The organism is Pseudomonas yamanorum (assembly GCF_013386765.1).
Lineage (GTDB): Bacteria > Pseudomonadota > Gammaproteobacteria > Pseudomonadales > Pseudomonadaceae > Aquipseudomonas > Aquipseudomonas yamanorum_A.
In genome coordinates this window covers 48,897-73,259 of sequence record NZ_JACARE010000031.1, presented here as the reverse complement: position 1 = coordinate 73,259, position 24,363 = coordinate 48,897, and the positions used below count along the sequence as shown (strand labels likewise).

At 54.8% G+C, this 24,363-nt stretch carries 34 protein-coding genes; all 34 read left to right on the top strand.

The window, feature by feature from the left end; translation table 11 throughout:
- The first annotated feature begins 32 nt into the window (after positions 1-32).
- The 34 genes from rpoC to HX875_RS23440 all read left to right on the top strand — a co-directional run bounded on the left by rpoC (position 33) and on the right by HX875_RS23440 (position 24,281).
- Positions 33-4,232, top strand: a complete 4,200-nt coding sequence (rpoC, locus tag HX875_RS23605; RefSeq protein ID WP_076016467.1) for a DNA-directed RNA polymerase subunit beta' — start codon at positions 33-35, stop codon at positions 4,230-4,232.
- 216 nt (positions 4,233-4,448) lie between these two features.
- Positions 4,449-4,820, top strand: a complete 372-nt coding sequence (gene rpsL, locus HX875_RS23600; protein ID WP_002555494.1) for a 30S ribosomal protein S12 — start codon at positions 4,449-4,451, stop codon at positions 4,818-4,820.
- A 118-nt stretch (positions 4,821-4,938) separates the two neighbouring features.
- Positions 4,939-5,409 carry a 30S ribosomal protein S7 gene (rpsG, locus tag HX875_RS23595; RefSeq protein ID WP_002555493.1) on the top strand — a complete coding sequence of 157 codons (471 nt, stop codon included), beginning with the start codon at positions 4,939-4,941 and terminating at the stop codon, positions 5,407-5,409.
- A gap of 30 nt (positions 5,410-5,439) precedes the next feature.
- The gene (gene fusA / locus HX875_RS23590) at positions 5,440-7,545 is read left to right on the top strand and encodes an elongation factor G (protein WP_057724826.1); all 2,106 of its coding nucleotides are present in this window, start codon (positions 5,440-5,442) and stop codon (positions 7,543-7,545) included.
- A gap of 30 nt (positions 7,546-7,575) precedes the next feature.
- Complete coding sequence (gene tuf, locus HX875_RS23585) at positions 7,576-8,769, top strand: elongation factor Tu (RefSeq protein ID WP_048724879.1); 1,194 nt, start codon at positions 7,576-7,578, stop codon at positions 8,767-8,769.
- Between the two features lie 141 nt (positions 8,770-8,910).
- Positions 8,911-9,222, top strand: a complete 312-nt coding sequence (gene rpsJ / locus HX875_RS23580; protein WP_003210084.1) for a 30S ribosomal protein S10 — start codon at positions 8,911-8,913, stop codon at positions 9,220-9,222.
- An 81-nt stretch (positions 9,223-9,303) separates the two neighbouring features.
- A complete protein-coding gene (gene rplC, locus HX875_RS23575; RefSeq protein ID WP_003194649.1) occupies positions 9,304-9,939 on the top strand; it encodes a 50S ribosomal protein L3 in 636 nt (211 codons plus the stop codon).
- A gap of 12 nt (positions 9,940-9,951) precedes the next feature.
- Positions 9,952-10,554, top strand: a complete 603-nt coding sequence (rplD, locus tag HX875_RS23570) for a 50S ribosomal protein L4 (RefSeq protein ID WP_017135963.1) — start codon at positions 9,952-9,954, stop codon at positions 10,552-10,554.
- Positions 10,551-10,850, top strand: a complete 300-nt coding sequence (gene rplW / locus HX875_RS23565; RefSeq protein ID WP_002555488.1) for a 50S ribosomal protein L23 — start codon at positions 10,551-10,553, stop codon at positions 10,848-10,850. Before rplD ends, rplW begins: the two co-directional genes overlap by 4 nt.
- 14 nt (positions 10,851-10,864) lie before the next feature.
- Positions 10,865-11,689: a 50S ribosomal protein L2 gene (gene rplB / locus HX875_RS23560; RefSeq protein ID WP_032884535.1), complete on the top strand. Its 825-nt coding sequence runs from the start codon at positions 10,865-10,867 to the stop codon at positions 11,687-11,689.
- Between the two features lie 16 nt (positions 11,690-11,705).
- Positions 11,706-11,981 carry a 30S ribosomal protein S19 gene (gene rpsS, locus HX875_RS23555; RefSeq protein ID WP_003232420.1) on the top strand — a complete coding sequence of 92 codons (276 nt, stop codon included), beginning with the start codon at positions 11,706-11,708 and terminating at the stop codon, positions 11,979-11,981.
- Between the two features lie 13 nt (positions 11,982-11,994).
- The gene (gene rplV, locus HX875_RS23550) at positions 11,995-12,327 is read left to right on the top strand and encodes a 50S ribosomal protein L22 (RefSeq protein WP_003210077.1); all 333 of its coding nucleotides are present in this window, start codon (positions 11,995-11,997) and stop codon (positions 12,325-12,327) included.
- Between the two features lie 13 nt (positions 12,328-12,340).
- Positions 12,341-13,027 carry a 30S ribosomal protein S3 gene (rpsC, locus tag HX875_RS23545; RefSeq protein ID WP_003176422.1) on the top strand — a complete coding sequence of 229 codons (687 nt, stop codon included), beginning with the start codon at positions 12,341-12,343 and terminating at the stop codon, positions 13,025-13,027.
- Positions 13,028-13,039: 12 nt separating this feature from the next.
- A complete protein-coding gene (gene rplP, locus HX875_RS23540) occupies positions 13,040-13,453 on the top strand; it encodes a 50S ribosomal protein L16 (protein ID WP_045057467.1) in 414 nt (137 codons plus the stop codon).
- Complete coding sequence (gene rpmC / locus HX875_RS23535; protein ID WP_008030901.1) at positions 13,453-13,644, top strand: 50S ribosomal protein L29; 192 nt, start codon at positions 13,453-13,455, stop codon at positions 13,642-13,644. Before rplP ends, rpmC begins: the two co-directional genes overlap by 1 nt.
- Before the next feature lie 2 nt (positions 13,645-13,646).
- Complete coding sequence (rpsQ, locus tag HX875_RS23530) at positions 13,647-13,913, top strand: 30S ribosomal protein S17 (protein ID WP_003176419.1); 267 nt, start codon at positions 13,647-13,649, stop codon at positions 13,911-13,913.
- 23 nt (positions 13,914-13,936) lie between these two features.
- Positions 13,937-14,305 carry a 50S ribosomal protein L14 gene (gene rplN / locus HX875_RS23525; RefSeq protein WP_002555479.1) on the top strand — a complete coding sequence of 123 codons (369 nt, stop codon included), beginning with the start codon at positions 13,937-13,939 and terminating at the stop codon, positions 14,303-14,305.
- A gap of 11 nt (positions 14,306-14,316) precedes the next feature.
- Entirely contained in the window at positions 14,317-14,631 is a 315-nt protein-coding gene (gene rplX / locus HX875_RS23520) for a 50S ribosomal protein L24 (protein ID WP_003176416.1), read from the top strand.
- 20 nt (positions 14,632-14,651) lie between these two features.
- Positions 14,652-15,191 (top strand): 50S ribosomal protein L5, encoded by a 540-nt coding sequence (gene rplE / locus HX875_RS23515; protein ID WP_003176415.1) that lies wholly within the window; start codon positions 14,652-14,654, stop codon positions 15,189-15,191.
- A 13-nt stretch (positions 15,192-15,204) separates the two neighbouring features.
- On the top strand, positions 15,205-15,510 hold the full coding sequence (gene rpsN / locus HX875_RS23510) for a 30S ribosomal protein S14 (protein ID WP_003176414.1): 306 nt from the start codon (positions 15,205-15,207) through the stop codon (positions 15,508-15,510).
- Positions 15,511-15,718: 208 nt separating this feature from the next.
- On the top strand, positions 15,719-16,111 hold the full coding sequence (gene rpsH / locus HX875_RS23505) for a 30S ribosomal protein S8 (RefSeq protein WP_003186040.1): 393 nt from the start codon (positions 15,719-15,721) through the stop codon (positions 16,109-16,111).
- Positions 16,112-16,123: 12 nt separating this feature from the next.
- Entirely contained in the window at positions 16,124-16,657 is a 534-nt protein-coding gene (rplF, locus tag HX875_RS23500) for a 50S ribosomal protein L6 (protein WP_003176412.1), read from the top strand.
- A 10-nt stretch (positions 16,658-16,667) separates the two neighbouring features.
- Positions 16,668-17,018 (top strand): 50S ribosomal protein L18, encoded by a 351-nt coding sequence (gene rplR / locus HX875_RS23495; protein WP_003186037.1) that lies wholly within the window; start codon positions 16,668-16,670, stop codon positions 17,016-17,018.
- Between the two features lie 3 nt (positions 17,019-17,021).
- On the top strand, positions 17,022-17,522 hold the full coding sequence (gene rpsE / locus HX875_RS23490) for a 30S ribosomal protein S5 (RefSeq protein ID WP_003186035.1): 501 nt from the start codon (positions 17,022-17,024) through the stop codon (positions 17,520-17,522).
- Positions 17,523-17,524: 2 nt separating this feature from the next.
- Positions 17,525-17,701, top strand: coding sequence for a 50S ribosomal protein L30 (gene rpmD / locus HX875_RS23485; protein ID WP_003186033.1), 177 nt, complete (start codon positions 17,525-17,527; stop codon positions 17,699-17,701).
- A gap of 3 nt (positions 17,702-17,704) precedes the next feature.
- Positions 17,705-18,142, top strand: a complete 438-nt coding sequence (gene rplO / locus HX875_RS23480) for a 50S ribosomal protein L15 (protein ID WP_003210066.1) — start codon at positions 17,705-17,707, stop codon at positions 18,140-18,142.
- On the top strand, positions 18,143-19,471 hold the full coding sequence (gene secY, locus HX875_RS23475; protein ID WP_003210064.1) for a preprotein translocase subunit SecY: 1,329 nt from the start codon (positions 18,143-18,145) through the stop codon (positions 19,469-19,471).
- 28 nt (positions 19,472-19,499) lie between these two features.
- Entirely contained in the window at positions 19,500-19,616 is a 117-nt protein-coding gene (gene rpmJ / locus HX875_RS23470; protein WP_002555468.1) for a 50S ribosomal protein L36, read from the top strand.
- Positions 19,617-19,745: 129 nt separating this feature from the next.
- A complete protein-coding gene (gene rpsM / locus HX875_RS23465; protein ID WP_003210063.1) occupies positions 19,746-20,102 on the top strand; it encodes a 30S ribosomal protein S13 in 357 nt (118 codons plus the stop codon).
- Between the two features lie 30 nt (positions 20,103-20,132).
- Positions 20,133-20,522, top strand: a complete 390-nt coding sequence (gene rpsK, locus HX875_RS23460; protein ID WP_002555466.1) for a 30S ribosomal protein S11 — start codon at positions 20,133-20,135, stop codon at positions 20,520-20,522.
- Between the two features lie 18 nt (positions 20,523-20,540).
- A complete protein-coding gene (gene rpsD / locus HX875_RS23455) occupies positions 20,541-21,161 on the top strand; it encodes a 30S ribosomal protein S4 (RefSeq protein WP_003210056.1) in 621 nt (206 codons plus the stop codon).
- 22 nt (positions 21,162-21,183) lie between these two features.
- Complete coding sequence (locus HX875_RS23450) at positions 21,184-22,185, top strand: DNA-directed RNA polymerase subunit alpha (protein WP_003176403.1); 1,002 nt, start codon at positions 21,184-21,186, stop codon at positions 22,183-22,185.
- 41 nt (positions 22,186-22,226) lie between these two features.
- Entirely contained in the window at positions 22,227-22,613 is a 387-nt protein-coding gene (gene rplQ / locus HX875_RS23445; protein ID WP_003210053.1) for a 50S ribosomal protein L17, read from the top strand.
- Positions 22,614-22,832: 219 nt separating this feature from the next.
- Positions 22,833-24,281, top strand: a complete 1,449-nt coding sequence (locus HX875_RS23440) for a catalase (protein WP_177046154.1) — start codon at positions 22,833-22,835, stop codon at positions 24,279-24,281.
- The last annotated feature ends 82 nt before the right edge of the window (positions 24,282-24,363 follow it).

Sequence of the window (24,363 nt, the reverse complement as noted above, 5' to 3'; positions counted from 1 at the left end):
GCCCGCTCTCTGCTCCGCCAGGAGGAAAGGCCTTGAAAGACCTACTGAATTTGCTGAAAAACCAGGGTCAAGTCGAAGAGTTCGACGCCATCCGTATTGGATTGGCATCGCCTGAGATGATCCGTTCGTGGTCGTTCGGTGAAGTTAAAAAGCCGGAAACCATCAACTACCGTACGTTCAAACCAGAACGTGACGGCCTGTTCTGCGCCAAGATCTTTGGCCCGGTAAAGGATTACGAGTGCCTGTGCGGTAAGTACAAGCGCTTGAAGCACCGTGGTGTGATCTGCGAGAAGTGCGGCGTTGAAGTTGCACTGGCCAAGGTTCGTCGTGAGCGCATGGCGCACATCGAACTGGCTTCGCCGGTTGCCCACATCTGGTTCCTGAAATCGCTGCCGTCCCGTATCGGCTTGCTGATGGACATGACCCTGCGTGATATCGAACGCGTTCTCTACTTCGAGAGCTATGTCGTTATCGATCCAGGCATGACCACCCTTGAAAAAGGTCAGCTGCTCAACGACGAGCAGTACTTCGAAGCGCTGGAAGAGTTCGGCGACGATTTCGATGCCCGCATGGGTGCCGAAGCTGTCCGTGAACTGCTGCACGCTATCGACCTGGAACACGAGATTGGCCGTCTGCGTGAAGAAATTCCGCAAACCAACTCCGAAACCAAGATCAAGAAGCTGTCCAAGCGTCTGAAGTTGATGGAAGCCTTCCAGGGTTCCGGCAACCTGCCAGAGTGGATGGTGCTGACCGTTCTGCCGGTTCTGCCGCCAGACCTGCGTCCGCTGGTACCGTTGGATGGTGGTCGCTTCGCGACTTCCGACCTCAACGACCTGTACCGTCGCGTGATCAACCGTAACAACCGCTTGAAGCGCCTGCTTGATCTGTCCGCTCCGGACATCATCGTGCGCAACGAAAAGCGTATGTTGCAAGAAGCTGTCGATGCCTTGCTCGACAACGGTCGTCGTGGCCGCGCTATCACCGGTTCGAACAAGCGTCCTCTGAAATCCCTGGCTGACATGATCAAGGGTAAGCAAGGCCGTTTCCGTCAGAACTTGCTCGGTAAGCGTGTTGACTACTCCGGTCGTTCGGTAATTACCGTAGGCCCGACCCTGCGTCTGCACCAGTGCGGTCTGCCTAAGAAGATGGCTCTGGAGCTGTTCAAGCCGTTCATTTTCGGCAAGCTGGAAATGCGTGGTCTCGCGACTACCATCAAAGCCGCCAAGAAAATGGTCGAGCGCGAACTGCCAGAGGTTTGGGACGTTCTCGCTGAAGTGATCCGTGAACACCCGGTTCTCCTCAACCGTGCACCGACCCTTCACCGTCTGGGTATCCAGGCGTTTGAACCGGTACTGATCGAAGGTAAGGCTATCCAGCTGCACCCTCTGGTCTGTGCTGCGTACAACGCCGACTTCGACGGCGACCAAATGGCCGTGCACGTACCGCTGACACTGGAAGCCCAGTTGGAAGCGCGTGCGTTGATGATGTCGACCAACAACATTCTGTCGCCAGCCAACGGTGAGCCAATCATCGTTCCGTCGCAGGACGTTGTATTGGGTCTGTACTACATGACTCGTGAAGCGATCAACGCCAAGGGCGAAGGTCGTGTGTTCGCGGATCTGCAGGAAGTTGACCGTGTGTTCCGTGCCGGCGAAGCCGCACTGCACGCCAAGGTTAAAGTCCGCATCCACGAAACCATCAACGATCGTGACGGTGGCAGCGTCAAGAACACCCGTATCGTCGACACCACTGTCGGCCGTGCGCTGTTGTTCCAGGTTGTTCCACCTGGCCTGTCGTACGACGTGGTCAACCAGCCAATGAAGAAAAAGGCGATCTCCAAGCTGATCAACCAGTGCTACCGCGTGGTTGGTTTGAAAGAGACCGTTATCTTCGCTGACCAGTTGATGTACACCGGTTTTGCTTATTCGACCATTTCCGGCGTTTCCATCGGTGTTAACGACTTCGTTATCCCGGACGAGAAAGCCGCCATCATCGGTGCTGCTACCGATGAAGTGAAAGAGATCGAAAGCCAGTACGCCTCCGGCCTGGTAACCCAGGGCGAGAAGTACAACAAAGTGATCGACCTTTGGTCCAAGGCCAACGACGAAGTGTCGAAGGCAATGATGTCGAACCTCTCGAAAGAGCGCGTTATCGACCGTCATGGCGTGGAAGTCGATCAAGAGTCGTTCAACTCGATGTACATGATGGCCGACTCGGGCGCACGGGGTTCTGCTGCGCAGATCCGTCAGCTCGCCGGTATGCGTGGCCTGATGGCCAAGCCGGACGGTTCCATCATCGAAACGCCGATTACTGCGAACTTCCGTGAAGGCTTGAGCGTACTTCAGTACTTCATCTCGACTCACGGTGCTCGTAAAGGTCTGGCGGATACCGCGTTGAAAACCGCTAACTCCGGTTACCTGACTCGTCGTCTGGTAGACGTTGCGCAAGACTTGGTTGTGACTGAAGTCGACTGCGGCACCGAGCACGGTCTGCTGATGACTCCGCACATCGAAGGCGGCGACGTTGTAGAGCCGTTGGGTGAGCGCGTACTGGGTCGAGTAATCGCCCGTGACGTATTCAAGCCAGGTACCGAGGAAATCATCGTTCCTGCCGGCACACTGGTAGACGAGAAGTGGGTAGAGTTCATCGAACTCAACAGCATCGACGAAGTGATTGTTCGCTCGCCGATCAGCTGCGAAACCCGCTACGGCATTTGCGCCAAGTGCTACGGCCGTGACTTGGCTCGTGGTCACCAGGTGAACATCGGTGAAGCGGTCGGCGTTATCGCTGCCCAGTCCATCGGTGAGCCGGGTACCCAGCTGACCATGCGTACGTTCCACATTGGTGGTGCGGCAAGCCGGACCTCCGCAGCCGACAGCGTTCAGGTGAAGAATGGCGGTACCGTCCGTCTGCACAACCTGAAGCACGTTGAGCGAGTGGATGGCCACCTGGTTGCTGTGTCCCGTTCCGGTGAGCTGGCAATCGCTGATGACTACGGTCGTGAGCGTGAGCGTTACAAGCTGCCGTACGGTGCTGTGATTTCGGTTAAAGAAGGTGACAAGGTCGACGCTGGCGCAATCGTGGCCAAGTGGGATCCGCACACTCACCCAATCGTTACCGAAATGAAAGGTACCGTGACCTACGTGGGCATGGAAGAAGGCATCACGATCAAGCGTCAGACTGACGAATTGACCGGTATGACCAACATTGAAGTACTCGACGCCAAAGACCGTCCAGCTGCAGGCAAAGATATCCGTCCTGCTGTGAAGATGGTTGATGACAACGGCAAGGATCTGTTGCTGCCAGGCACTGACGTTATCGCTCAGTACTTCCTGCCAGCCAACGCCCTGGTCGGTGTTGCGGATGGTGCGAAGATCGCGATCGGTGATGTTATCGCTCGTATCCCGCAAGAAACTTCGAAGACCCGTGACATCACCGGTGGTCTGCCGCGTGTTGCCGACTTGTTCGAAGCTCGTCGTCCGAAGGAAGCGTCGATTCTGGCTGAAGTCAGCGGCACCATCGCGTTCGGTAAAGAGACCAAAGGCAAGCGCCGTCTGGTTATCACCCCGAACGACGGTAGCGATCCGTATGAAGAGCTGATTCCGAAGTGGCGTCACCTGAACGTCTTCGAAGGCGAACAGGTAAACCGCGGCGAAGTTATCTCCGACGGCCCGAGCGATCCACACGACATCCTGCGTCTGCTGGGTGTGAGTGCGCTGGCCAAGTACATCGTTAACGAGATCCAGGACGTTTACCGTCTGCAAGGCGTGAAGATCAACGATAAGCACATCGAGACCATCCTGCGTCAGATGCTGCGTAAAGTTGAAATCGCTGAATCCGGCGATTCGAGTTTCATCAAGGGCGACCAGATGGAACTGACTCACGTACTGGTAGAGAACGAGCGTCTGGCTGGCGACGAGAAATTCGTTTCCAAATTCACTCGTGTGTTGCTGGGTATCACCAAGGCGTCGTTGTCCACTGAGTCGTTCATCTCGGCGGCCTCCTTCCAGGAGACTACCCGCGTACTGACCGAAGCAGCGGTAACCGGCAAGCGCGATTACCTGCGCGGCCTGAAAGAAAACGTGGTTGTGGGTCGTCTGATCCCGGCCGGTACCGGTTTGGCCTACCACAGCGAGCGTAAGCGTCGCCGTGAGCTCGACAAGCCGTTGCGCGTAAGCGCCAGTGAAGTGGAAGCTGCACTGACCGAAGCACTGAACTCAAGCGGTAACTGAGTTCTGCAGTAAATAAGACCGGGCCCTGGCAGCCCCGTTCGTCGGACCGAGACAGATTTGTCCCGGTTCGATGGAGGGGGAGGTCGGGGCCTTGCCTTGACTGGGGACAAGATCCTCTTTAGACTCTTGTACCCCTAAATTTGGCGGGAATTCGTTCCTGCCATTTTGCTTTTCTTGCAAGACAATAGCGTCGCAAGACAACAGTGGAGCTAGTAGATGGCAACTATCAACCAGCTGGTACGTCAGCCGCGTAAGCGTATCGTCGAGAAATCCGACGTGCCTGCGCTGCAGAACTGCCCGCAACGTCGTGGCGTATGCACTCGCGTGTATACCACTACGCCGAAAAAACCTAACTCGGCACTGCGTAAAGTATGCCGTGTGCGCCTGACCAACGGTTTCGAGGTTTCCTCGTACATCGGTGGTGAAGGTCACAACCTGCAAGAGCACAGCGTGGTACTGATCCGCGGCGGTCGTGTAAAAGACTTGCCAGGTGTTCGTTACCACACCGTACGCGGCTCCTTGGATACTTCCGGCGTTAAAGGTCGTAACCAGGGTCGTTCGAAGTACGGTACCAAGAAGCCTAAGTAGTAGCGGCTTTTTGTAAAACTGAATCATCTTATTTTCTGAGTCGATAAGAGTAAGGTCGGAGGCGTCCCGAAAGGGCACTAATTCCGAGCGAACCTGAAGACCGTTTGAGGGCTTATCCATGCCAAGAAGACGCGTAGCAGCCAAGCGCGAAGTGCTTGACGATCCAAAATACGGAAGCCAAATTCTGGCCAAGTTCATGAACCACGTGATGGAAAGCGGCAAGAAAGCCGTTGCCGAGCGTATCGTTTATGGCGCGCTGGAAAAGGTTAAAGAACGCAAGAACAGCGACCCCCTGGAAATCTTCGAGAAAGCTCTCGACGCCATCGCTCCGCTGGTCGAAGTGAAGTCGCGCCGTGTAGGCGGTGCTACTTACCAGGTTCCGGTTGAAGTTCGCCCGTCCCGTCGTAACGCTTTGGCAATGCGCTGGTTGGTAGACTTCGCCCGTAAGCGCGGCGAGAAGTCTATGGCCCTGCGTTTGGCTGGCGAACTGTTGGACGCTGCTGAAGGTAAAGGTGCTGCTGTTAAGAAGCGTGAAGACGTGCACCGTATGGCTGAAGCTAACAAAGCTTTCTCGCACTACCGCTTCTAATTCTAGCTTCACTAATTTTGCGAGGGCTTTATGGCTCGTACTACTCCGATTAGTCGCTACCGTAACATCGGTATCGTCGCTCACGTGGATGCTGGTAAAACCACCACCACCGAGCGCGTCCTTTTTTACACCGGCAAAAGTCACAAGATGGGCGAGGTGCATGACGGCGCCGCGACCACAGACTGGATGGTTCAGGAGCAGGAGCGTGGTATTACCATTACTTCTGCTGCTATTACCGCCTTCTGGAAAGGTTCTGAGAAGCAGTACAAGGATGAGCACCGCTTCAACGTAATCGATACCCCGGGCCACGTAGACTTCACCATTGAAGTTGAACGTTCCCTGCGCGTACTCGACGGCGCTGTCGTTGTGTTCTGCGGCACCTCGGGTGTTGAGCCTCAGTCGGAAACCGTATGGCGTCAAGCCAACAAATACGGCGTTCCACGTCTTGTTTACGTAAACAAGATGGACCGTGCTGGTGCGAACTTCCTGCGCGTGATCGGTCAGATCAAGCAGCGCCTGGGTCACACTCCAGTGCCAATCCAGTTGGCTATCGGTTCCGAAGACAACTTCCAGGGGCAGATCGATCTGCTGACCATGGAAGCTGTTTACTGGAACGATGCTGACAAAGGTATGGTTCCTGTTCGCAAGCCTATCCCTGCTGAACTGCAGGAATTGGCTGACGAGTGGCGCAACAACATGGTTGAAGCTGCGGCCGAAGCCAACGAAGAGCTGATGAACAAGTACCTCGAAGGTGAAGAGCTCACCAACGCGGAAATCAAGGCCGCTCTGCGTCAGCGTACTATCGCTGGTGAGATCGTCTTGGCTGTTTGCGGTTCCTCGTTCAAGAACAAGGGTGTTCCCCTGGTTCTCGATGCTGTGATCGACTACCTGCCGGCACCAGTGGATATTCCTGCCATCAAGGGTACTGACCCGGATGACGAGACTATCGAGCTGGAGCGTCATGCAGACGACGCAGAACCGTTCTCCGCTCTGGCATTTAAAATTGCCACTGACCCATTCGTGGGTACCTTGACCTTCGTCCGCGTTTACTCGGGCGTGTTGAACTCCGGTGACGGCGTGATCAACTCGGTTAAAGGCAAGAAAGAGCGCGTGGGTCGTATGGTGCAAATGCACGCAAACGCCCGCGAAGAGATCAAGGAAGTGCGCGCTGGTGACATCGCGGCCTTGATCGGCATGAAGGACGTCACCACTGGTGAAACTTTGTGCAACGCTGACAAGCCAATCATCCTGGTTCGCATGGACTTCCCGGAGCCGGTTATTTCGGTTGCCGTTGAGCCTAAGACCAAGGATGACCAGGAAAAAATGGGTATCGCTCTGGGCAAACTTGCTCAGGAAGATCCATCTTTCCGCGTCAAGACTGATGAAGAGACTGGTCAAACGATCATCTCCGGCATGGGCGAGCTTCACCTGGACATCCTGGTTGACCGGATGCGCCGTGAGTTCAACGTCGAAGCCAACATCGGTAAGCCTCAGGTTTCCTATCGTGAGCGCATCACGAAGAACTGTGAAATCGAAGGCAAATTCGTTCGTCAATCCGGCGGTCGTGGCCAGTTCGGCCATTGCTGGATCCGTTTTGCTCCTGCTGATGAAGGTCAGGAAGGTCTGCAATTCGTGAACGAAGTAGTGGGCGGTGTTGTTCCTAAGGAATACATCCCGGCTATCCAGAAGGGTATCGAAGAGCAGATGAAGAACGGTGTTGTTGCCGGCTATCCGCTCATCGGCCTGAAGGCGACCGTTTTTGACGGTTCTTACCACGACGTCGACTCCAACGAGATGGCGTTTAAGGTGGCTGCTTCCATGGCTACCAAGCAACTGGCCCAGAAGGGCGGTGGTGAGTTGCTTGAGCCAATCATGGCAGTAGAAGTCGTTACGCCTGAAGACTACATGGGTGACGTGATGGGCGACCTTAACCGTCGTCGCGGCATGATCTTGGGTATGGAAGATACGGTTTCCGGCAAAGTGATTCGTGCCGAGGTTCCGTTGGGCGAGATGTTCGGTTATGCGACCGACGTTCGTTCCATGTCTCAGGGTCGCGCAAGCTACTCTATGGAATTCAAAAAATACAACACAGCTCCGGCGCACATCGCTGAAACTGTATCCAAAAAACAAGGCTGATTCAGTCCTTTAGGCAAGGAGTTAATTGTCGTGGCTAAAGAAAAATTTGATCGTTCCCTACCGCACGTCAACGTTGGCACCATCGGTCACGTTGACCACGGTAAAACTACGCTGACTGCTGCTCTGACTCGTGTTTGCTCCGAAATTTTCGGTTCGGCTATCGTTGACTTCGACAAGATCGACAGCGCGCCAGAAGAAAAAGCTCGTGGTATCACCATCAACACCGCTCACGTTGAATACAACTCGCTGATCCGTCACTACGCTCACGTTGACTGCCCAGGTCACGCTGACTATGTGAAGAACATGATCACCGGTGCTGCCCAGATGGACGGCGCGATCCTGGTTTGTTCGGCCGCTGATGGTCCGATGCCACAAACCCGTGAGCACATCCTGCTGTCCCGTCAGGTTGGCGTTCCGTACATCGTGGTTTACCTGAACAAGGCTGACCTGGTAGACGACGCTGAGCTGCTGGAACTGGTTGAGATGGAAGTGCGCGATCTGCTGAGCACTTACGACTTCCCAGGCGACGACACTCCGATCATCATCGGTTCTGCTCGTATGGCTCTGGAAGGCAAAGACGACAACGAAATGGGCACCACTTCCGTACGGAAACTGGTTGAGACTCTGGATAGCTACATTCCAGACCCGGTTCGTGTTATCGACAAGCCGTTCCTGATGCCAATCGAAGACGTATTCTCGATCTCCGGTCGCGGTACTGTTGTGACTGGTCGTATCGAGCGCGGTATCGTTAAGGTTCAAGATCCACTGGAAATCGTTGGTCTGCGTGACACTACCGTCACCACCTGCACCGGTGTTGAAATGTTCCGTAAACTGCTCGACGAAGGTCGTGCAGGCGAGAACTGCGGCGTTCTGCTGCGTGGTACCAAGCGTGACGACGTTGAGCGTGGCCAGGTTCTGGTCAAGCCGGGTTCGGTTAAGCCGCACACTACCTTTGAAGCTGAAGTGTACGTGTTGAGCAAAGAAGAAGGCGGTCGTCACACTCCGTTCTTCAAAGGCTACCGTCCACAGTTCTACTTCCGGACCACTGACGTGACCGGTAACTGCGAACTGCCGGAAGGCGTTGAAATGGTAATGCCAGGCGACAACATCAAAATGGTTGTCACCCTGATCAAAACCATCGCAATGGAAGATGGTCTGCGTTTCGCTATCCGTGAAGGCGGTCGTACCGTCGGCGCTGGCGTCGTAGCCAAAATCATCGCTTAATAAGTGATGACTTGAAAAAGCCCCCGCTTAGCGGGGGCTTTTTTATTGAGTTGACACCCATATGGGGCGTCTATAGAATTGCGCCTCCTTTTAACGGGCGTGTTGCGCTCGCTGGGAATAGCAGCCGGAGTCTGAAATCCAATGGCAAATCAGCAAATTCGTATCAGGTTGAAGGCTTTTGACCACAAACTGATCGACCAATCCACCCAGGAAATCGTGGAAACCGCGAAACGTACTGGTGCTCAAGTGCGTGGTCCAATTCCACTGCCTACCCGTAAAGAGCGGTTCACCGTTCTGGTCTCCCCGCACGTCAACAAAGACGCGCGTGACCAGTACGAGATCCGTACTCATAAGCGCGTGCTGGACATCGTCCTGCCAACGGATAAAACCGTTGATGCACTTATGAAGCTTGATCTGGCGGCCGGTGTGGAAGTACAGATCAGCCTCGGCTAAGACTTGGGTCTTAGTCGTGTAACGCTCTGAAATGGGCGGCCATAGCGGGTGAAAGCCCCGTACACTCATGAGGTTTACAACATGACTATTGGTGTAGTCGGTCGTAAATGCGGTATGACCCGTATTTTCACCGAAGAAGGTGTCTCCATTCCGGTCACGGTCATTGAGATCGAACCGAATCGCGTCACCCAGTTTAAAACTGAAGAAACCGATGGCTATCGTGCAGTGCAAGTCACTGTCGGCGAGCGTCGTGCTTCGCGTGTGACTGCTGCTCAAGCAGGTCACTTCGCTAAAGCAAACGTTGCAGCTGGTCGTACTGTCATGGAGTTCCGTCTTGAAGACGGCGACTACCAGGCTGGCGATCTGATCAACGCTGAAATCTTCGCCGCTGGTCAACTGGTTGATGTAACCGGTCAGTCCAAGGGTAAAGGCTTCCAGGGTACGATCAAGCGTTGGAATTTCCGTGGCCAAGACAACACTCACGGTAACTCCGTTTCCCACCGCGTCCCGGGCTCTATTGGCCAGTGCCAGACTCCTGGTCGTGTATTCAAGGGCAAAAAAATGTCCGGTCATATGGGCGCTGAGCGCGTGACCGTGCAGTCCCTCGAAGTAGTGCGCGTCGACGCTGAACGCAATCTGTTGTTGGTCAAGGGTGCTGTTCCTGGCGCTACTGGCGGCAACCTGGTTGTACGTCCAGCGGCCAAGGCTCGCGGTTAAGGGGAAGCTGACATGCAATTAAATGTAAATGACGCTCAAGCGATCGAAGTTTCCGAACTGACATTTGGCGGCGAATTCAACGAGACGCTGGTTCACCAAGCAGTCGTGGCCTACATGGCCGGCGGCCGTCAAGGTAGCAAGCAGCAAAAGACCCGTTCCGACGTACGTGGTGGCGGTAAGCGCCCTTGGCGTCAGAAAGGCACTGGCCGTGCTCGTGCCGGTACTATCCGTAGCCCAATCTGGCGTGGCGGCGGTACCACTTTCGCAGCTCGTCCACAGGATCACACTCAGAAGCTCAACAAGAAGATGTACCGCGCAGCACTGCGCTCCATCCTTGCTGAACTCGTGCGTACTGATCGTCTGGTCGTGGTTCAGGACTTCGCTGTTGAAAGTCCAAAAACCAAAGATCTGCTGGGCAAACTGAACAACATGAGCCTGACCGATGTTTTGATCGTGTCTGAAGCTGTTGATCAGAACCTGTACCTGGCTGCTCGCAACCTGCCACACGTTGATGTACGTGACGTGCAAGGTTCCGATCCAGTTAGTCTGATCGCATACGACAAGGTGTTGATCACCGTGTCGGCCGTGAAGAAATTCGAGGAGCTGCTGGGATGAACCAGGAACGCGTATTTAAAGTTCTGCTTGGCCCGCACGTTTCCGAAAAGGCTACGGTTCTGGCTGACAAGAAAGGCCAGTTCGTTTTCAAGGTTGCAACTGACGCAACCAAGCTGGAAATCAAGAAGGCCGTCGAAAGCCTGTTCAGCGTGAAAGTAGAGCGTGTTACTACCCTGAATGTTCTGGGTAAGAGCAAGCGCACTGCTCGCGGTCTGGGCAAGCGTAATGACTGGAAGAAGGCAGTTATCTCCCTTCAGCCAGGCCAAGATCTCGATTTCAGCAGCAGTGCTGAGTAAGGAAGGGGTGCATCATGGCAATCGTTAAATGCAAACCGACTTCCCCTGGCCGCCGTTTTGTGGTCAAGGTGGTCAACCAGGAGCTGCATAAAGGCGCTCCTCACGCACCGCTGCTCGAGAAGAAATCGAAGACTGGTGGTCGTAACAACAATGGTCGCATTACCACTCGTCACATCGGTGGTGGCCATAAGCAGCATTATCGTCTGGTCGATTTCCGTCGCAACGACAAAGATGGCATCACTGCCACTGTCGAGCGTATCGAATACGATCCAAACCGTACTGCTCACATCGCTCTGCTGCTGTACGCAGATGGCGAGCGTCGCTACATCATCGCCCCTAAAGGCGTGAGTGCTGGTGACCAGCTGATCGCAGGTGCCTTGGCGCCGATCAAGCCGGGCAACGCTCTGCAACTGCGCAACATTCCAGTTGGTAGCACCGTACACGGCATCGAATTGAAGCCGGGTAAAGGCGCGCAAATCGCTCGTTCCGCTGGTGCTTCGGCTCAGCTGATCGCTCGTGAAGGTGTCTACGTGACCCTGCGTCTGCGCTCTGGTGAAATGCGTAAAGTACTGGCTGAGTGCCGTGCGACCCTGGGCGAAGTCTCGAACTCCGAGCACAGCCTGCGTTCGCTGGGTAAAGCTGGTGCCAAACGCTGGCGTGGCGTTCGCCCAACCGTTCGTGGTGTTGCCATGAACCCGGTTGACCACCCACACGGTGGTGGTGAAGGTCGTACCTCTGGTGGTCGTCATCCGGTATCGCCATGGGGCTTCCCGACTAAGGGCGCGAAGACTCGTGGTAATAAGCGTACCGACAAAATGATCGTCCGTCGTCGCAAGTAAATAGAGGGATACGACAGTGCCACGTTCTCTGAAAAAAGGTCCTTTTATTGATCTTCACCTACTGAAGAAGATCGAAGTGGCGGCGGAAAAGAACGATCGCAAGCCGGTGAAAACCTGGTCGCGTCGTTCGATGATCCTGCCACAAATGGTCGGTTTGACCATTGCAGTGCATAACGGTCGCCTACATGTTCCAGTTCTTGTGAACGAAGACATGGTCGGCCACAAACTAGGCGAGTTTGCCGGTACCCGCACATATCGTGGGCACGTGGCAGACAAGAAAGCCAAGCGTTAAGGGGTAAGGAACGATGGAAGTAGCCGCTAAGTTGTCGGGCGCTCGAATCTCCGCCCAGAAAGCCCGCTTGGTCGCCGACCAGATCCGCGGGAAGAAGGTGGGCGAAGCGCTCAACCTGTTGGCTTTCAGCAGTAAGAAAGCCGCCGAGATCATCAAGAAAGTGCTGGAGTCGGCCGTAGCCAACGCCGAGCACAACGAAGGCGCAGACGTTGATGACCTTAAGGTCAGCACCGTTTTCGTCAACGAAGGGCGTTCGCTGAAGCGCATCATGCCTCGTGCCAAAGGCCGAGCTGATCGCATCGTCAAGCGGTCTTGCCATATCACTGTCAAGGTTGCTGACAAGTAACGGAGTCGAAGAGATGGGTCAGAAAGTACATCCCATTGGCATTCGCCTGGGAATCGTCAAGGAGCACACCTCCGTCTGGTACGCAGACGGTCGGACTTATGCGGACTACTTGTTCGCTGATCTGAAGGTGCGTGAGTATCTCCAAGACAAACTAAAAAGCGCGTCCGTGAGCCGTATCGATATCCATCGTCCTGCTCAAACTGCACGTATCACCATCCACACCGCTCGTCCAGGTATCGTTATCGGGAAGAAAGGTGAAGATGTTGAGAAACTGCGTCAGGACCTGACCAAGCAAATGGGTGTGCCTGTGCACATCAATATCGAAGAGATCCGTAAGCCGGAGCTCGACGGTATGCTGGTTGCGCAGAGCGTAGCTCAGCAGCTGGAGCGTCGCGTAATGTTCCGTCGCGCTATGAAGCGCGCAGTACAGAACGCCATGCGCATTGGTGCCAAAGGCATCAAAATCCAAGTGAGCGGTCGTCTCGGCGGTGCTGAAATCGCACGTACTGAATGGTATCGCGAAGGTCGTGTGCCGTTGCACACCCTGCGTGCCGACATCGACTATGCCAACTACGAAGCTCACACCACTTACGGTGTGATCGGTGTAAAGGTTTGGATCTTCAAAGGCGAAGTAATTGGTGGTCGCCAAGAAGAACTGAAACCACAAGCACCAGCGCCTCGTAAAAAAGCTGCTAAGTAAGGGGTACGCCAAATGTTGCAACCAAAGCGTACGAAGTTCCGCAAGCAGATGACAGGCCACAACCGTGGTCTGGCTCAGCGCGGTAGCAAAGTCAGCTTCGGCGAATATGCGCTGAAGTCTGTAGCTCGTGGTCGTCTCACCGCTCGTCAGATCGAGTCAGCGCGTCGTGCTCTGACCCGTCACGTTAAACGTGGCGGCAAGATCTGGATCCGTGTATTCCCGGACAAGCCTATTTCCAAAAAGCCCCTCGAAGTTCGTATGGGTAAAGGTAAGGGTAGTGTGGAGTACTGGGTTGCCCAGATTCAGCCAGGTAAAGTCCTGTATGAAATCGAGGGTGTAACTGAAGAGCTGGCGCGTGAGGCTTTTGCCCTGGCTGCTGCAAAGCTGCCGCTCGCCACCGCCTTTGTTAAACGGACGGTGATGTGATGAAAGCGAATGAACTTCGTGAAAAAGACGCGCCGCAGCTTAACGAGCAACTGCTCGGCCTGCTGCGCGACCAGTTCAATCTGCGCATGCAGAAAGCAACTGGCCAGTTGGGGCAGTCTCACCTGCTCCGGCAAGTTAAGCGTGACATCGCTCGCGTGAAGACTGTGCTCAAACAGCAGGCAGGTAAGTAATCATGGCTGAAGCCGAAAAAACCGTCCGTACGCTGACTGGCCGTGTTGTCAGCGACAAAATGGACAAGACCATCACCGTTCTGATCGAGCGTCGCGTAAAGCACCCGATCTACGGTAAATACGTTAAGCGTTCGACTAAGCTGCACGCGCACGACGAAACCAATCAGTGCCACATCGGCGACAAGGTCACTATTCGTGAAACTCGTCCGCTGGCCAAGACCAAGTCTTGGGCGCTGGTTGATGTTCTCGAACGCGCTGTGGAAGTCTAAGGACTAGGGGTCGGAGAAATTATATGATTCAGACTCAATCCATGCTCGATGTGGCCGATAACAGCGGCGCACGCCGCGTTATGTGCATCAAGGTGCTGGGTGGCTCCCATCGTCGTTACGCTGGTATCGGTGACATCATCAAAGTTACCGTGAAGGAAGCAATTCCTCGCGGTAAAGTGAAAAAAGGCCAAGTGATGACTGCTGTTGTAGTCCGCACTCGTCACGGCGTACGTCGTGCTGATGGCTCCATTATCCGCTTTGATGGCAACGCTGCTGTTCTTCTGAACAACAAGCAAGAGCCGATCGGCACCCGTATCTTTGGGCCAGTGACCCGTGAACTTCGTACTGAGAAGTTCATGAAGATCGTCTCGCTCGCCCCAGAAGTGCTGTAAGGAGATCCGACATGCAAAAGATTCGTCGTGACGACGAGATCATCGTGATCGCCGGCAAAGACAAAGGTAAGCGCGGTAAGGTGCTTAAGGTTCTCGCTAATAACCGTCTGGTTATCGGTGGTTTGAACCTGGTTAAGCGTCATACCAAGCCTAACCCGATGTCGGGCGTGCAAGGCGGTATCGTCGAAAAAGAAGCTCCACTGGACGCTTCTAACGTCGCCATTTTCAACGGCGAAACCAACAAGGCTGATCGCGTTGGTTTCAAAGTAGAAGACGGCAAGAAAATTCGTGTCTTCAAGTCGACCCAAAAAGCGGTTGATGCTTGAACACTGCTAGGTAGAAGACCATGGCACGACTAAAAGAGATTTACTGGAAGGAAATCGCACCGAAGCTTAAGGAAGAACTTAAGCTTTCGAACGTGATGGAAGTTCCACGCGTTACAAAAATCACCCTGAACATGGGTCTGGGCGAAGCGGTCGGTGACAAAAAAGTCATCGAGCACGCTGTTGCCGACCTGGAAAAGATCACCGGTCAGAAAGTCGTTGTGACTTACGCTCGGAAATCCATCGCTGGCTTTAAAGTCCGTGAAGGTTGGCCGATCGGCGTCAAAGTGACTCTGCGCCGTGAGCGTATGTACGAATTCCTGGATCGTCTGCTGTCGATCTCCCTGCCTCGGGTCCGCGACTTCCGCGGCCTGAATGCCAAGTCCTTCGATGGTCGTGGTAACTACAGCATGGGCGTTAAAGAGCAGATCATCTTCCCGGAAATCGACTACGACAAGATCGATGCTCTCCGCGGTCTGGACATCACCCTGACCACCACTGCCAAGAACGATGATGAAGGCCGCGCTCTGCTGCGTGCGTTCAAATTCCCGTTCCGCAACTGATTGGAGTAGGACCATGGCCAAGATGAGCATGAAAAACCGCGAGCTGAAGCGTCAGCTCACGGTTGCCAAGTACGCCAAGAAGCGTGCAGCACTGAAAGCAATCATCGTTGATCTGAACGCAAGTCCAGAAGCGCGTTGGGAAGCTACAGTTGCTCTGCAGAAGCAGCCACGTGACGCAAGCGCTTCGCGCATGCGTAACCGCTGCCGCCTGACTGGTCGTCCGCACGGCGTTTACCGCAAGTTCGGCCTCGGCCGTAACAAACTGCGTGAAGCGGCAATGCGTGGTGACGTACCAGGTCTGGTTAAAGCCAGCTGGTAAGTACTTTCGAAGTCTCGGTGGCCAGGATCGCAAGATACTGACCACCGGTGGCCTTGAATCTGGAACAAGCCCCTTTTGGGGCTTGTTTCATTTCCGGAGTGTGTCTAAAATACGCGGCTCGCCTGAGCCCGTGTGTTTTGTGCTCGGAGATTCTCGGCGACACGTAATGGCCGCAAGGCTAATTTTTTTGTATTAGGAGCGTCTAGCCATGAGTATGCAGGACCCGTTAGCGGACATGCTAACTCGTATCCGTAATGCCCAGATGGCTGAAAAGTCCGTCGTAAGCATGCCATCTTCCACGTTGAAGGTAGCTGTTGCCAAAGTCCTGAAAGACGAAGGCTACATTGCGGGTTATCAGATCAGCAGCGAAATCAAACCACTGCTGTCCATCGAGCTGAAGTACTTCGAAGGCCGTCCGGTCATCGAGGAAGTGAAGCGCGTTAGCCGTCCAGGCCTGCGTCAGTACAAGTCCGTCGACGATCTGCCAAAAGTTCGTGGCGGTCTCGGTGTGTCTATCGTCTCCACCAACAAAGGTGTGATGACGGATCGTGCTGCGCGCGCTGCCGGTGTCGGCGGCGAAGTTCTTTGCACTGTGTTCTAAGGGGGGATAAGCATGTCACGCGTCGCTAAGAACCCCGTTAAGCTGCCAGCCGGTGTCGAAGTAAAATTCGCAGGCCAACAGCTTTCGGTGAAGGGTGCCAAGGGCACTCTGGAACTGAACATCCATTCGTCCGTTGAGATCGTTGAAGAAGCTGGTGAGCTGCGTTTCGCTGCTCGCAATGGCGATCAACAAACTCGCGCAATGGCCGGTACCACTCGTGCGTTGGTAAACAACATGGTCCAAGGCGTAAGCCAAGGCTTCGAGCGTAAGCTCCAGCTGGTCGGTGTTGGTTACAAAGCGCAAGCAAAAGGCACGGTTTTGAACCTGGCCCTTGGCTTCTCGCACCCAGTGGATTACGAACTGCCGGAAGGCATCACCGCTGAGACCCCTAGCCAAACCGACATCCTGATCAAGGGTATCGATAAGCAGCTGGTAGGTCAGGTGGCCGCTGAGATCCGCGACTTCCGTCCACCAGAGCCGTACAAAGGCAAAGGTGTGCGCTACGCGGACGAAGTCGTCCGTCGTAAAGAAGCCAAGAAGAAGTAGGGCATAGCAAATGACCGACAAAAAAGTTACTCGACTGCGTCGCGCTCGCAAAGCACGCCTGAAAATGCACGAACTCGAAGTCGTGCGTCTCTGCGTGTTCCGCTCGTCGCAGCACATCTACGCCCAGGTCATCTCGGCCGACGGCAACAAAGTCCTGGCAAGCGCCTCGACTTTGGATAAAGAACTGCGTGATGGTGCCACTGGCAACATCGACGCGGCCACTAAGGTTGGCCAGCTGGTCGCTACGCGTGCTAAGGCCGCTGGCGTCTCGCAAGTGGCTTTCGACCGCTCTGGCTTCAAGTACCACGGTCGCGTGAAAGCGCTGGCTGATGCTGCTCGTGAAGCTGGGCTGGAGTTCTAAGTTATGTCAAATAACGACCAAAAGCGCGACGAAGGCTACATTGAGAAGCTGGTTCAAGTTAACCGCGTAGCCAAAACCGTTAAAGGCGGCCGTATCTTCACTTTCACCGCGTTGACCGTGGTGGGTGATGGTAAAGGGCGCGTTGGCTTCGGCCGTGGCAAGTCACGTGAAGTGCCTGCTGCGATCCAGAAGGCAATGGAAGCTGCTCGTCGCAACATGATCCAAGTTGATCTGAACGGCACCACTCTGCAGTACGCAATGAAGTCCGCTCACGGCGCTTCGAAGGTGTACATGCAGCCTGCCTCTGAAGGTACCGGTATCATCGCTGGCGGCGCTATGCGTGCTGTCCTCGAAGTTGCTGGCGTTCAGAACGTTCTGGCCAAGTGCTACGGCTCGACTAACCCGGTAAACGTGGTTCACGCCACTTTCAAGGGTTTGAAAGCTATGCAGTCTCCTGAATCCATTGCCGCCAAGCGTGGCAAAAGCGTCAAGGAGATCTTCTGATCATGGCTACCGTTAAAGTAACGCTGATCAAAAGCATGACCGGCCGCATCCCTAACCACAAATTGTGCGTTAAGGGTTTGGGTCTGCGTCGCATCGGTCACACTGTAGAAGTACTTGATACTCCCGAGAATCGCGGGATGATCAACAAGGCTTACTACATGCTGCGTGTCGAGGGTTAATCGATGAAACTCAATGATCTGAGTCCAGCGCCGGGTTCCCGTCGCGAAAAGCATCGTCCGGGCCGTGGTATCGGTAGTGGTTTGGGCAAGACCGGTGGCCGTGGCCACAAAGGTCAGTCTTCCCGCTCCGGTGGCACCATCGCTCCAGGCTTTGAAGGCGGTCAACAGCCGCTGCATCGTCGCCTGCCGAAGTTCGGTTTCGTTTCCCTGAAAGCCATGGACCGCGCAGAAGTGCGTTTGTCCGAGCTGGCCAAAGTGGAAGGCGACATCGTTACCGTGCAGACCCTGAAAGATGCCAACGTGATCAACGTCAACGTACAGCGTGTGAAAATCATGCTGTCCGGTGAAGTGACTCGCGCTGTCACTATCGGCAAGGGAATCGGCGCCACCAAAGGTGCGCGTTCGGCTATCGAAGCAGCTGGCGGCAAGTTCGAGGAATAAATGGCTAAGCAAGGTGCTCTCTCAGCGCTCGGCAAAGGCGGTATGTCTGAACTTTGGGCTCGTCTGCGTTTTCTGTTCCTGGCGATTATCGTCTACCGAATAGGCGCACACATCCCGGTTCCAGGTATCAACCCGGACCGACTCGCAGACCTGTTTCGACAGAATGAGGGGACCATTCTTAGCTTGTTCAACATGTTTTCCGGCGGCGCGCTGGAACGGATGAGCATCTTTGCACTGGGGATCATGCCGTACATCTCGGCATCGATCATCATGCAGCTGATGACCGCCGTCAGCCCGCAGCTGGAGCAGTTGAAGAAGGAAGGTGAAGCTGGCCGTCGCAAGATAAGCCAGTACACCCGCTACGGCACTGTCATCCTTGCCCTGGTCCAAGCTATCGGCATGTCCGTTGGCCTGGCTGGGCAGGGTGTTGCGTTCACTGGTGACTTTGGCTTCCATTTCGTCGCGGTATCCACTTTTGTGGCTGGTGCGATGTTCATGATGTGGCTGGGTGAGCAGATTACTGAGCGTGGTGTTGGTAACGGTATCTCGATGTTGATTTTCGCAGGTATCGTTGCCGGTCTTCCGAGAGCGATTGGGCAGTCTTTCGAGTCTGCACGTCAGGGTGATATCAATATCTTCGCCCTGGTTGCCATCGGTTTGTTGGCAGTAGCGATTATCGGTTTTGTGGTGTTCATTGAGCGTGGCCAGCGTCGTATTGCTGTTCACTACGCCAAGCGTCAGCAGGGCCGTAAGGTCTTTGCCGCGCAGACCAGCCACTTGCCGCTGAAAGTGAACATGGCCGGGGTTATTCCTGCCATTTTCGCGAGCAGCATTTTGCTGTTTCCGGCTTCGTTGGGTGCCTGGTTCGGTCAGTCTGAAGGTATGGGCTGGTTGCAGGACATCTCGCAGTCGATCGCTCCTGGTCAGCCGTTGAATATTCTGCTGTTTAGTGCAGGGATTATTTTCTTCTGCTTCTTCTATACGGCGTTGATGTTCAATCCGAAAGACGTAGCGGAAAACCTGAAGAAGTCCGGTGCCTTTATTCCGGGCATTCGTCCAGGTGAGCAGTCTGCGCGCTACATTGATGGCGTTCTGACTCGCTTGACCATGTTCGGTGCTCTATATATGACGGCCGTGTGCTTGTTGCCCCAGTTCCTGGTGGTTGCAGCAAACGTTCCGTTCTACCTTGGCGGGACCTCGTTGCTGATCGTCGTCGTGGTTGTGATGGACTTCATGTCCCAAGTACAATCGCACCTCGTTTCGCACCAGTACGAATCCCTGATGAAGAAAGCCAACCTGAAGGGCTACGGCAGCGGCATGTTGCGCTGAGTACCCCATAAGGTTCGAGGAGTTGGTGATGAAAGTTCGTGCATCGGTGAAAAAGCTGTGCCGTAACTGCAAGATTATTCGCCGCGAAGGTGTTGTTCGAGTAATTTGCAGCGCGGAACCGCGTCACAAACAGCGCCAAGGCTGAGTGTGATCCGCTTGAAGCCCGGCAGCTAGTGCGCTGCCGGGTTGATTATTTGTTATTACAGCGATATTATCTCGCGCCCTATTTCTTGGCTTCCGGGGCGTAGGTAGCTGTCAATTGGAGTCCCACTGAATGGCCCGTATTGCAGGCGTTAACATTCCAGATAACAAGCACACTGTTATCTCGCTGACCTACATCTATGGTGTTGGTCGCACTACTGCGCAGAAAATTTGCGCAGATACTGGGGTAAACCCAGCCGCAAAGATCAAAGATCTGAGCGACGAGCAGATTGAGCTGTTGCGTGGCGAAGTGGCGAAGTTCACCACTGAAGGTGACCTGCGTCGCGAAATCAACATGAAAATCAAGCGTTTGATGGACCTCGGTTGCTACCGTGGTCTGCGTCATCGTCGTGGTCTTCCAGTACGCGGTCAGCGTACCAAGACTAACGCGCGTACCCGTAAAGGTCCGCGTAAGCCGATCCGCAAGTAATCGCCCACGCGAATCGACAGGAAATTAATCATGGCAAAACCTGCTGCTCGTCCTCGTAAAAAAGTTAAAAAGACAGTGGTTGATGGCATCGCCCACATCCATGCATCTTTTAACAACACAATCGTGACCATCACCGACCGTCAAGGTAACGCGCTTTCTTGGGCTACCTCCGGTGGTTCGGGTTTCCGCGGTTCCCGCAAGTCCACCCCGTTTGCTGCTCAAGTAGCTGCTGAACGTGCTGGTCAAGCTGCGCTGGAATATGGCCTGAAAAACCTCGACGTTAACGTCAAAGGTCCAGGTCCAGGTCGTGAGTCTGCTGTCCGTGCATTGAACGGCTGTGGCTATAAGATCGCCAGCATCACCGACGTGACGCCAATCCCGCACAACGGGTGCCGTCCGCCGAAGAAGCGCCGCGTGTAATCCAGGAGATTGTAAAGAATGGCTCGTTACATTGGTCCAAAATGCAAACTCGCTCGTCGTGAAGGCACCGATCTCTTTCTGAAGAGCGGCGTGCGCGCGATCGAATCGAAGTGCAACATTGAAGCAGCACCTGGTATCCACGGCCAACGCCGCGGTCGCCAGTCCGATTACGGCACCCAACTGCGTGAAAAGCAGAAGGTCCGTCGTATCTACGGCGTTCTCGAGCGTCAGTTCAGCGGCTACTACAAAGAAGCTGCTGGCAAGAAAGGTGCAACCGGTGAAAACCTGCTGCAACTGCTCGAATGCCGTCTGGACAACGTTGTATACCGTATGGGCTTTGGTTCGACTCGTGCCGAATCCCGTCAGCTGGTATCGCACAAATCCGTCAGCGTAAACGGCCAAACCGTTAACGTGCCGTCTTACCAGGTTCGTGCTGGTGACGTGGTCGCGATTCGCGAGAAAGCAAAAAATCAACTTCGCATTGTCCAAGCTCTCGATCTGTGTGCCCAACGTGGCCGCGTAGAATGGGTAGAAGTAGACACTGAGAAGAAGTCGGGCGTTTTCAAGAACGTTCCTGCTCGCAGTGATCTGTCCGCCGACATCAACGAAAGCCTGATTGTCGAGCTCTACTCCAAGTAAGGGCTAGAAAATAGGTGCATCCATGCAGATTTCGGTAAATGAGTTCCTGACACCCCGTCACATTGATGTGCAGGTTGTCAGTCCAACCCGCGCCAAGATCACTCTCGAGCCTCTCGAGCGTGGTTTTGGCCACACCCTGGGCAACGCGCTGCGCCGCATCCTGTTGTCCTCAATGCCCGGCTGTGCAGTAGTCGAGGCCGAGATTGACGGTGTGCTCCACGAGTACAGCGCCATCGAAGGTGTACAGGAAGACGTAATTGAAATCCTGTTGAACCTTAAAGGTCTGGCTATCAAGCTGCACGGCCGTGACGAAGTTACGCTGACCTTGTCGAAGAAGGGTTCGGGGGTGGTTACCGCTGCCGATATTCAGCTGGATCATGATGTCGAGATCGTTAATCCCGATCACGTAATCGCTAACCTGGCGTCTAACGGCGCCCTGAACATGAAGCTCACCGTAGCTCGTGGTCGTGGTTATGAACCGGCCGACTCGCGTCAGAGCGATGAAGACGAAAGCCGCAGCATTGGTCGCTTGCAGCTTGACTCTTCGTTCAGCCCGGTTCGCCGTATCGCATACGTGGTGGAAAACGCCCGTGTCGAACAGCGTACTAACCTGGACAAGCTGGTTATTGATCTGGAAACCAACGGTACTCTGGATCCTGAAGAGGCTATCCGCCGCGCTGCAACCATTCTGCAACAGCAGTTGGCTGCGTTCGTCGACCTCAAGGGTGACAGCGAACCAGTGGTAATCGAGCAGGAAGACGAGATCGATCCGATCCTGCTTCGCCCGGTTGACGATCTGGAACTGACTGTACGTTCGGCTAACTGCCTTAAGGCGGAAAACATTTACTACATCGGCGATCTGATTCAGCGCACCGAAGTAGAACTGTTGAAGACTCCGAACCTGGGCAAGAAATCCTTGACCGAAATCAAGGACGTTCTGGCCTCCCGCGGTCTGTCCCTCGGCATGCGCCTCGACAACTGGCCGCCTGCAAGTCTTAAGAAGGACGACAAGGCGACTGCCTGATCGTCGTAATCACCGAACGTGAGTTTGGTAAGGAATGAACCATGCGTCATCGTAAAAGTGGTCGTCACCTGAGCCGTACCAGCTCGCACCGTAAGGCTATGTTCCAGAACATGGCGGTGTCGCTGTTCGAGCACGAGCTGATCAAAACTACACTGCCGAAAGCTAAAGAACTGCGTCGCGTTGCTGAGCCGCTGATCACTTTGGCCAAGACAGACAGCCTGGCTAACCGCCGTCTGGCTTTCGACCGTACTCGTTCGAAAGCTATCGTTGGTAAGCTCTTCAACGACCTGGGCAAGCGTTACGCTACCCGTGAGGGTGGCTACCTGCGCATCCTCAAGTGCGGTTTCCGCGCTGGTGACAACGCGCCTATGGCGTACGTTGAGCTGATCGATCGTCCAGTTGGCGGTGAAGCTGTATCCGCTGAGTAAGACGTCAGTCTGTAACGAAGAACCGGGCCTAGTGCCCGGTTTTTTGTGCGCGCGGGAAAATGGAAGTACCTCAAGCAACTTCAGCTATCGGCTCGGTTAGTTAGTTAAATTCTATCGAAGCTCATGATTTAATGAATTTGAAGGTGTCACCTTCCTGGTTAATACTCCCTTCAAGCCGATTAGCCGGCAGTTTCGAGTCTGACCTGAGGAAGATTGAGCATGAGTCAAAATAAAACCCTTACTACCGCCAGCGGTGCCCCCGTTGCCGATAACCAGAACTCCCGCTCCGCCGGCCCGCGCGGCCCATTGCTGCTCGACGATTTTCACCTGATCGAGAAGCTTGCCCATTTCAACCGTGAGAACATTCCTGAGCGTCGTGTACACGCGAAGGGCTCGGGCGCTTACGGTACGTTCACCGTCACCCAAGACATTACTCAGTACACCAGTGCCAAGCTGTTCGAGTCCGTAGGCAAGCAAACCCCAACCTTCCTGCGCTTCTCTACAGTAGGCGGTGAGCGCGGCTCGGCTGATACCGAGCGTGACCCACGTGGTTTCGCCTTGAAGTTCTATACCGAAGAAGGCAACTGGGACATCGTTGGCAACAACACCCCTGTGTTCTTCATCCGAGATCCGCTGAAATTCCCGGACTTCATCCACACCCAAAAACGCTTGCCGCAAAGCAACCTGAAAAGTGCACAGATGATGTGGGACTTCTGGTCGCACTCACCCGAGGCGCTGCACCAGGTCACCATCCTGTTTTCGGACCGTGGCATCCCGGACGGCTACCGTCACATGCACGGCTTCGGCAGCCACACCTACAGCCTGATCAACGCCAAAGGCGAGCGGCACTGGGTGAAGTGGCACTACAAGACCCAGCAAGGTATCAAGAACCTGGCGCCTGCTGACGCTGCGCGCCTGGCGGGTACCGATCCTGACTATGCCCAGCGCGACCTGTTCGGCGCTATCGAGCGCGGTGACTTCCCGAAATGGCGCGTGTGCATCCAGATCATGACGCAAGCTCAGGCCAATGCTCACTACGAGAACCCCTTCGACGTGACCAAGACCTGGTCGCAGAAAGAATTCCCGCTGATCGAAGTCGGCGAGCTTGAGCTGAACCGTAACCCGCTGAACTACTTTGCCGAAGTCGAGCAAGCCGCTTTCGGTCCAAGCAACATGGTCCCAGGTGTTGGCTTGTCGCCAGACCGTATGCTGCAAGGTCGCGTGTTCGCTTACGCAGATGCCCATCGCTACCGTGTCGGCACCAACCACCAGCAGCTGCCGGTGAACGCGCCACGCAGCCCGGTCAACAGCTACCAGCGTGACGGTTCGATGGCATTCGGTGCAAATGGTGGTGCGGCTCCAAACTACGAGCCAAACAGCTACGCCGATGCTCCGAAGCAGGCTCCGCAATACGCTGAACCAGCCTTGGCCCTGAGCGGCGCGGCAGATCGTTACGATCACCGTGAAGACACCGACTACTTCAGCCACGCGGGCGCGTTGTTCCGCCTGATGAATGATGAGCAGAAGACCCTGCTGATCAACAACATCGCCGGCGCGATGGCGGGTGTTTCCAGCGACGTGGTCCAGCGCCAGTTGCAGTACTTCTTCCAGGCAGATCCTGCTTATGGAGAAGGGATCGCATCTGCACTGGGTGTATCGCTTAACTAACTCTAAACGATAAGCAGAACCGCCCTCATTTGGGCGGTTTTTGCGTTATTTCAGCTACTTTTCACCGGAAATCTTCACTTTT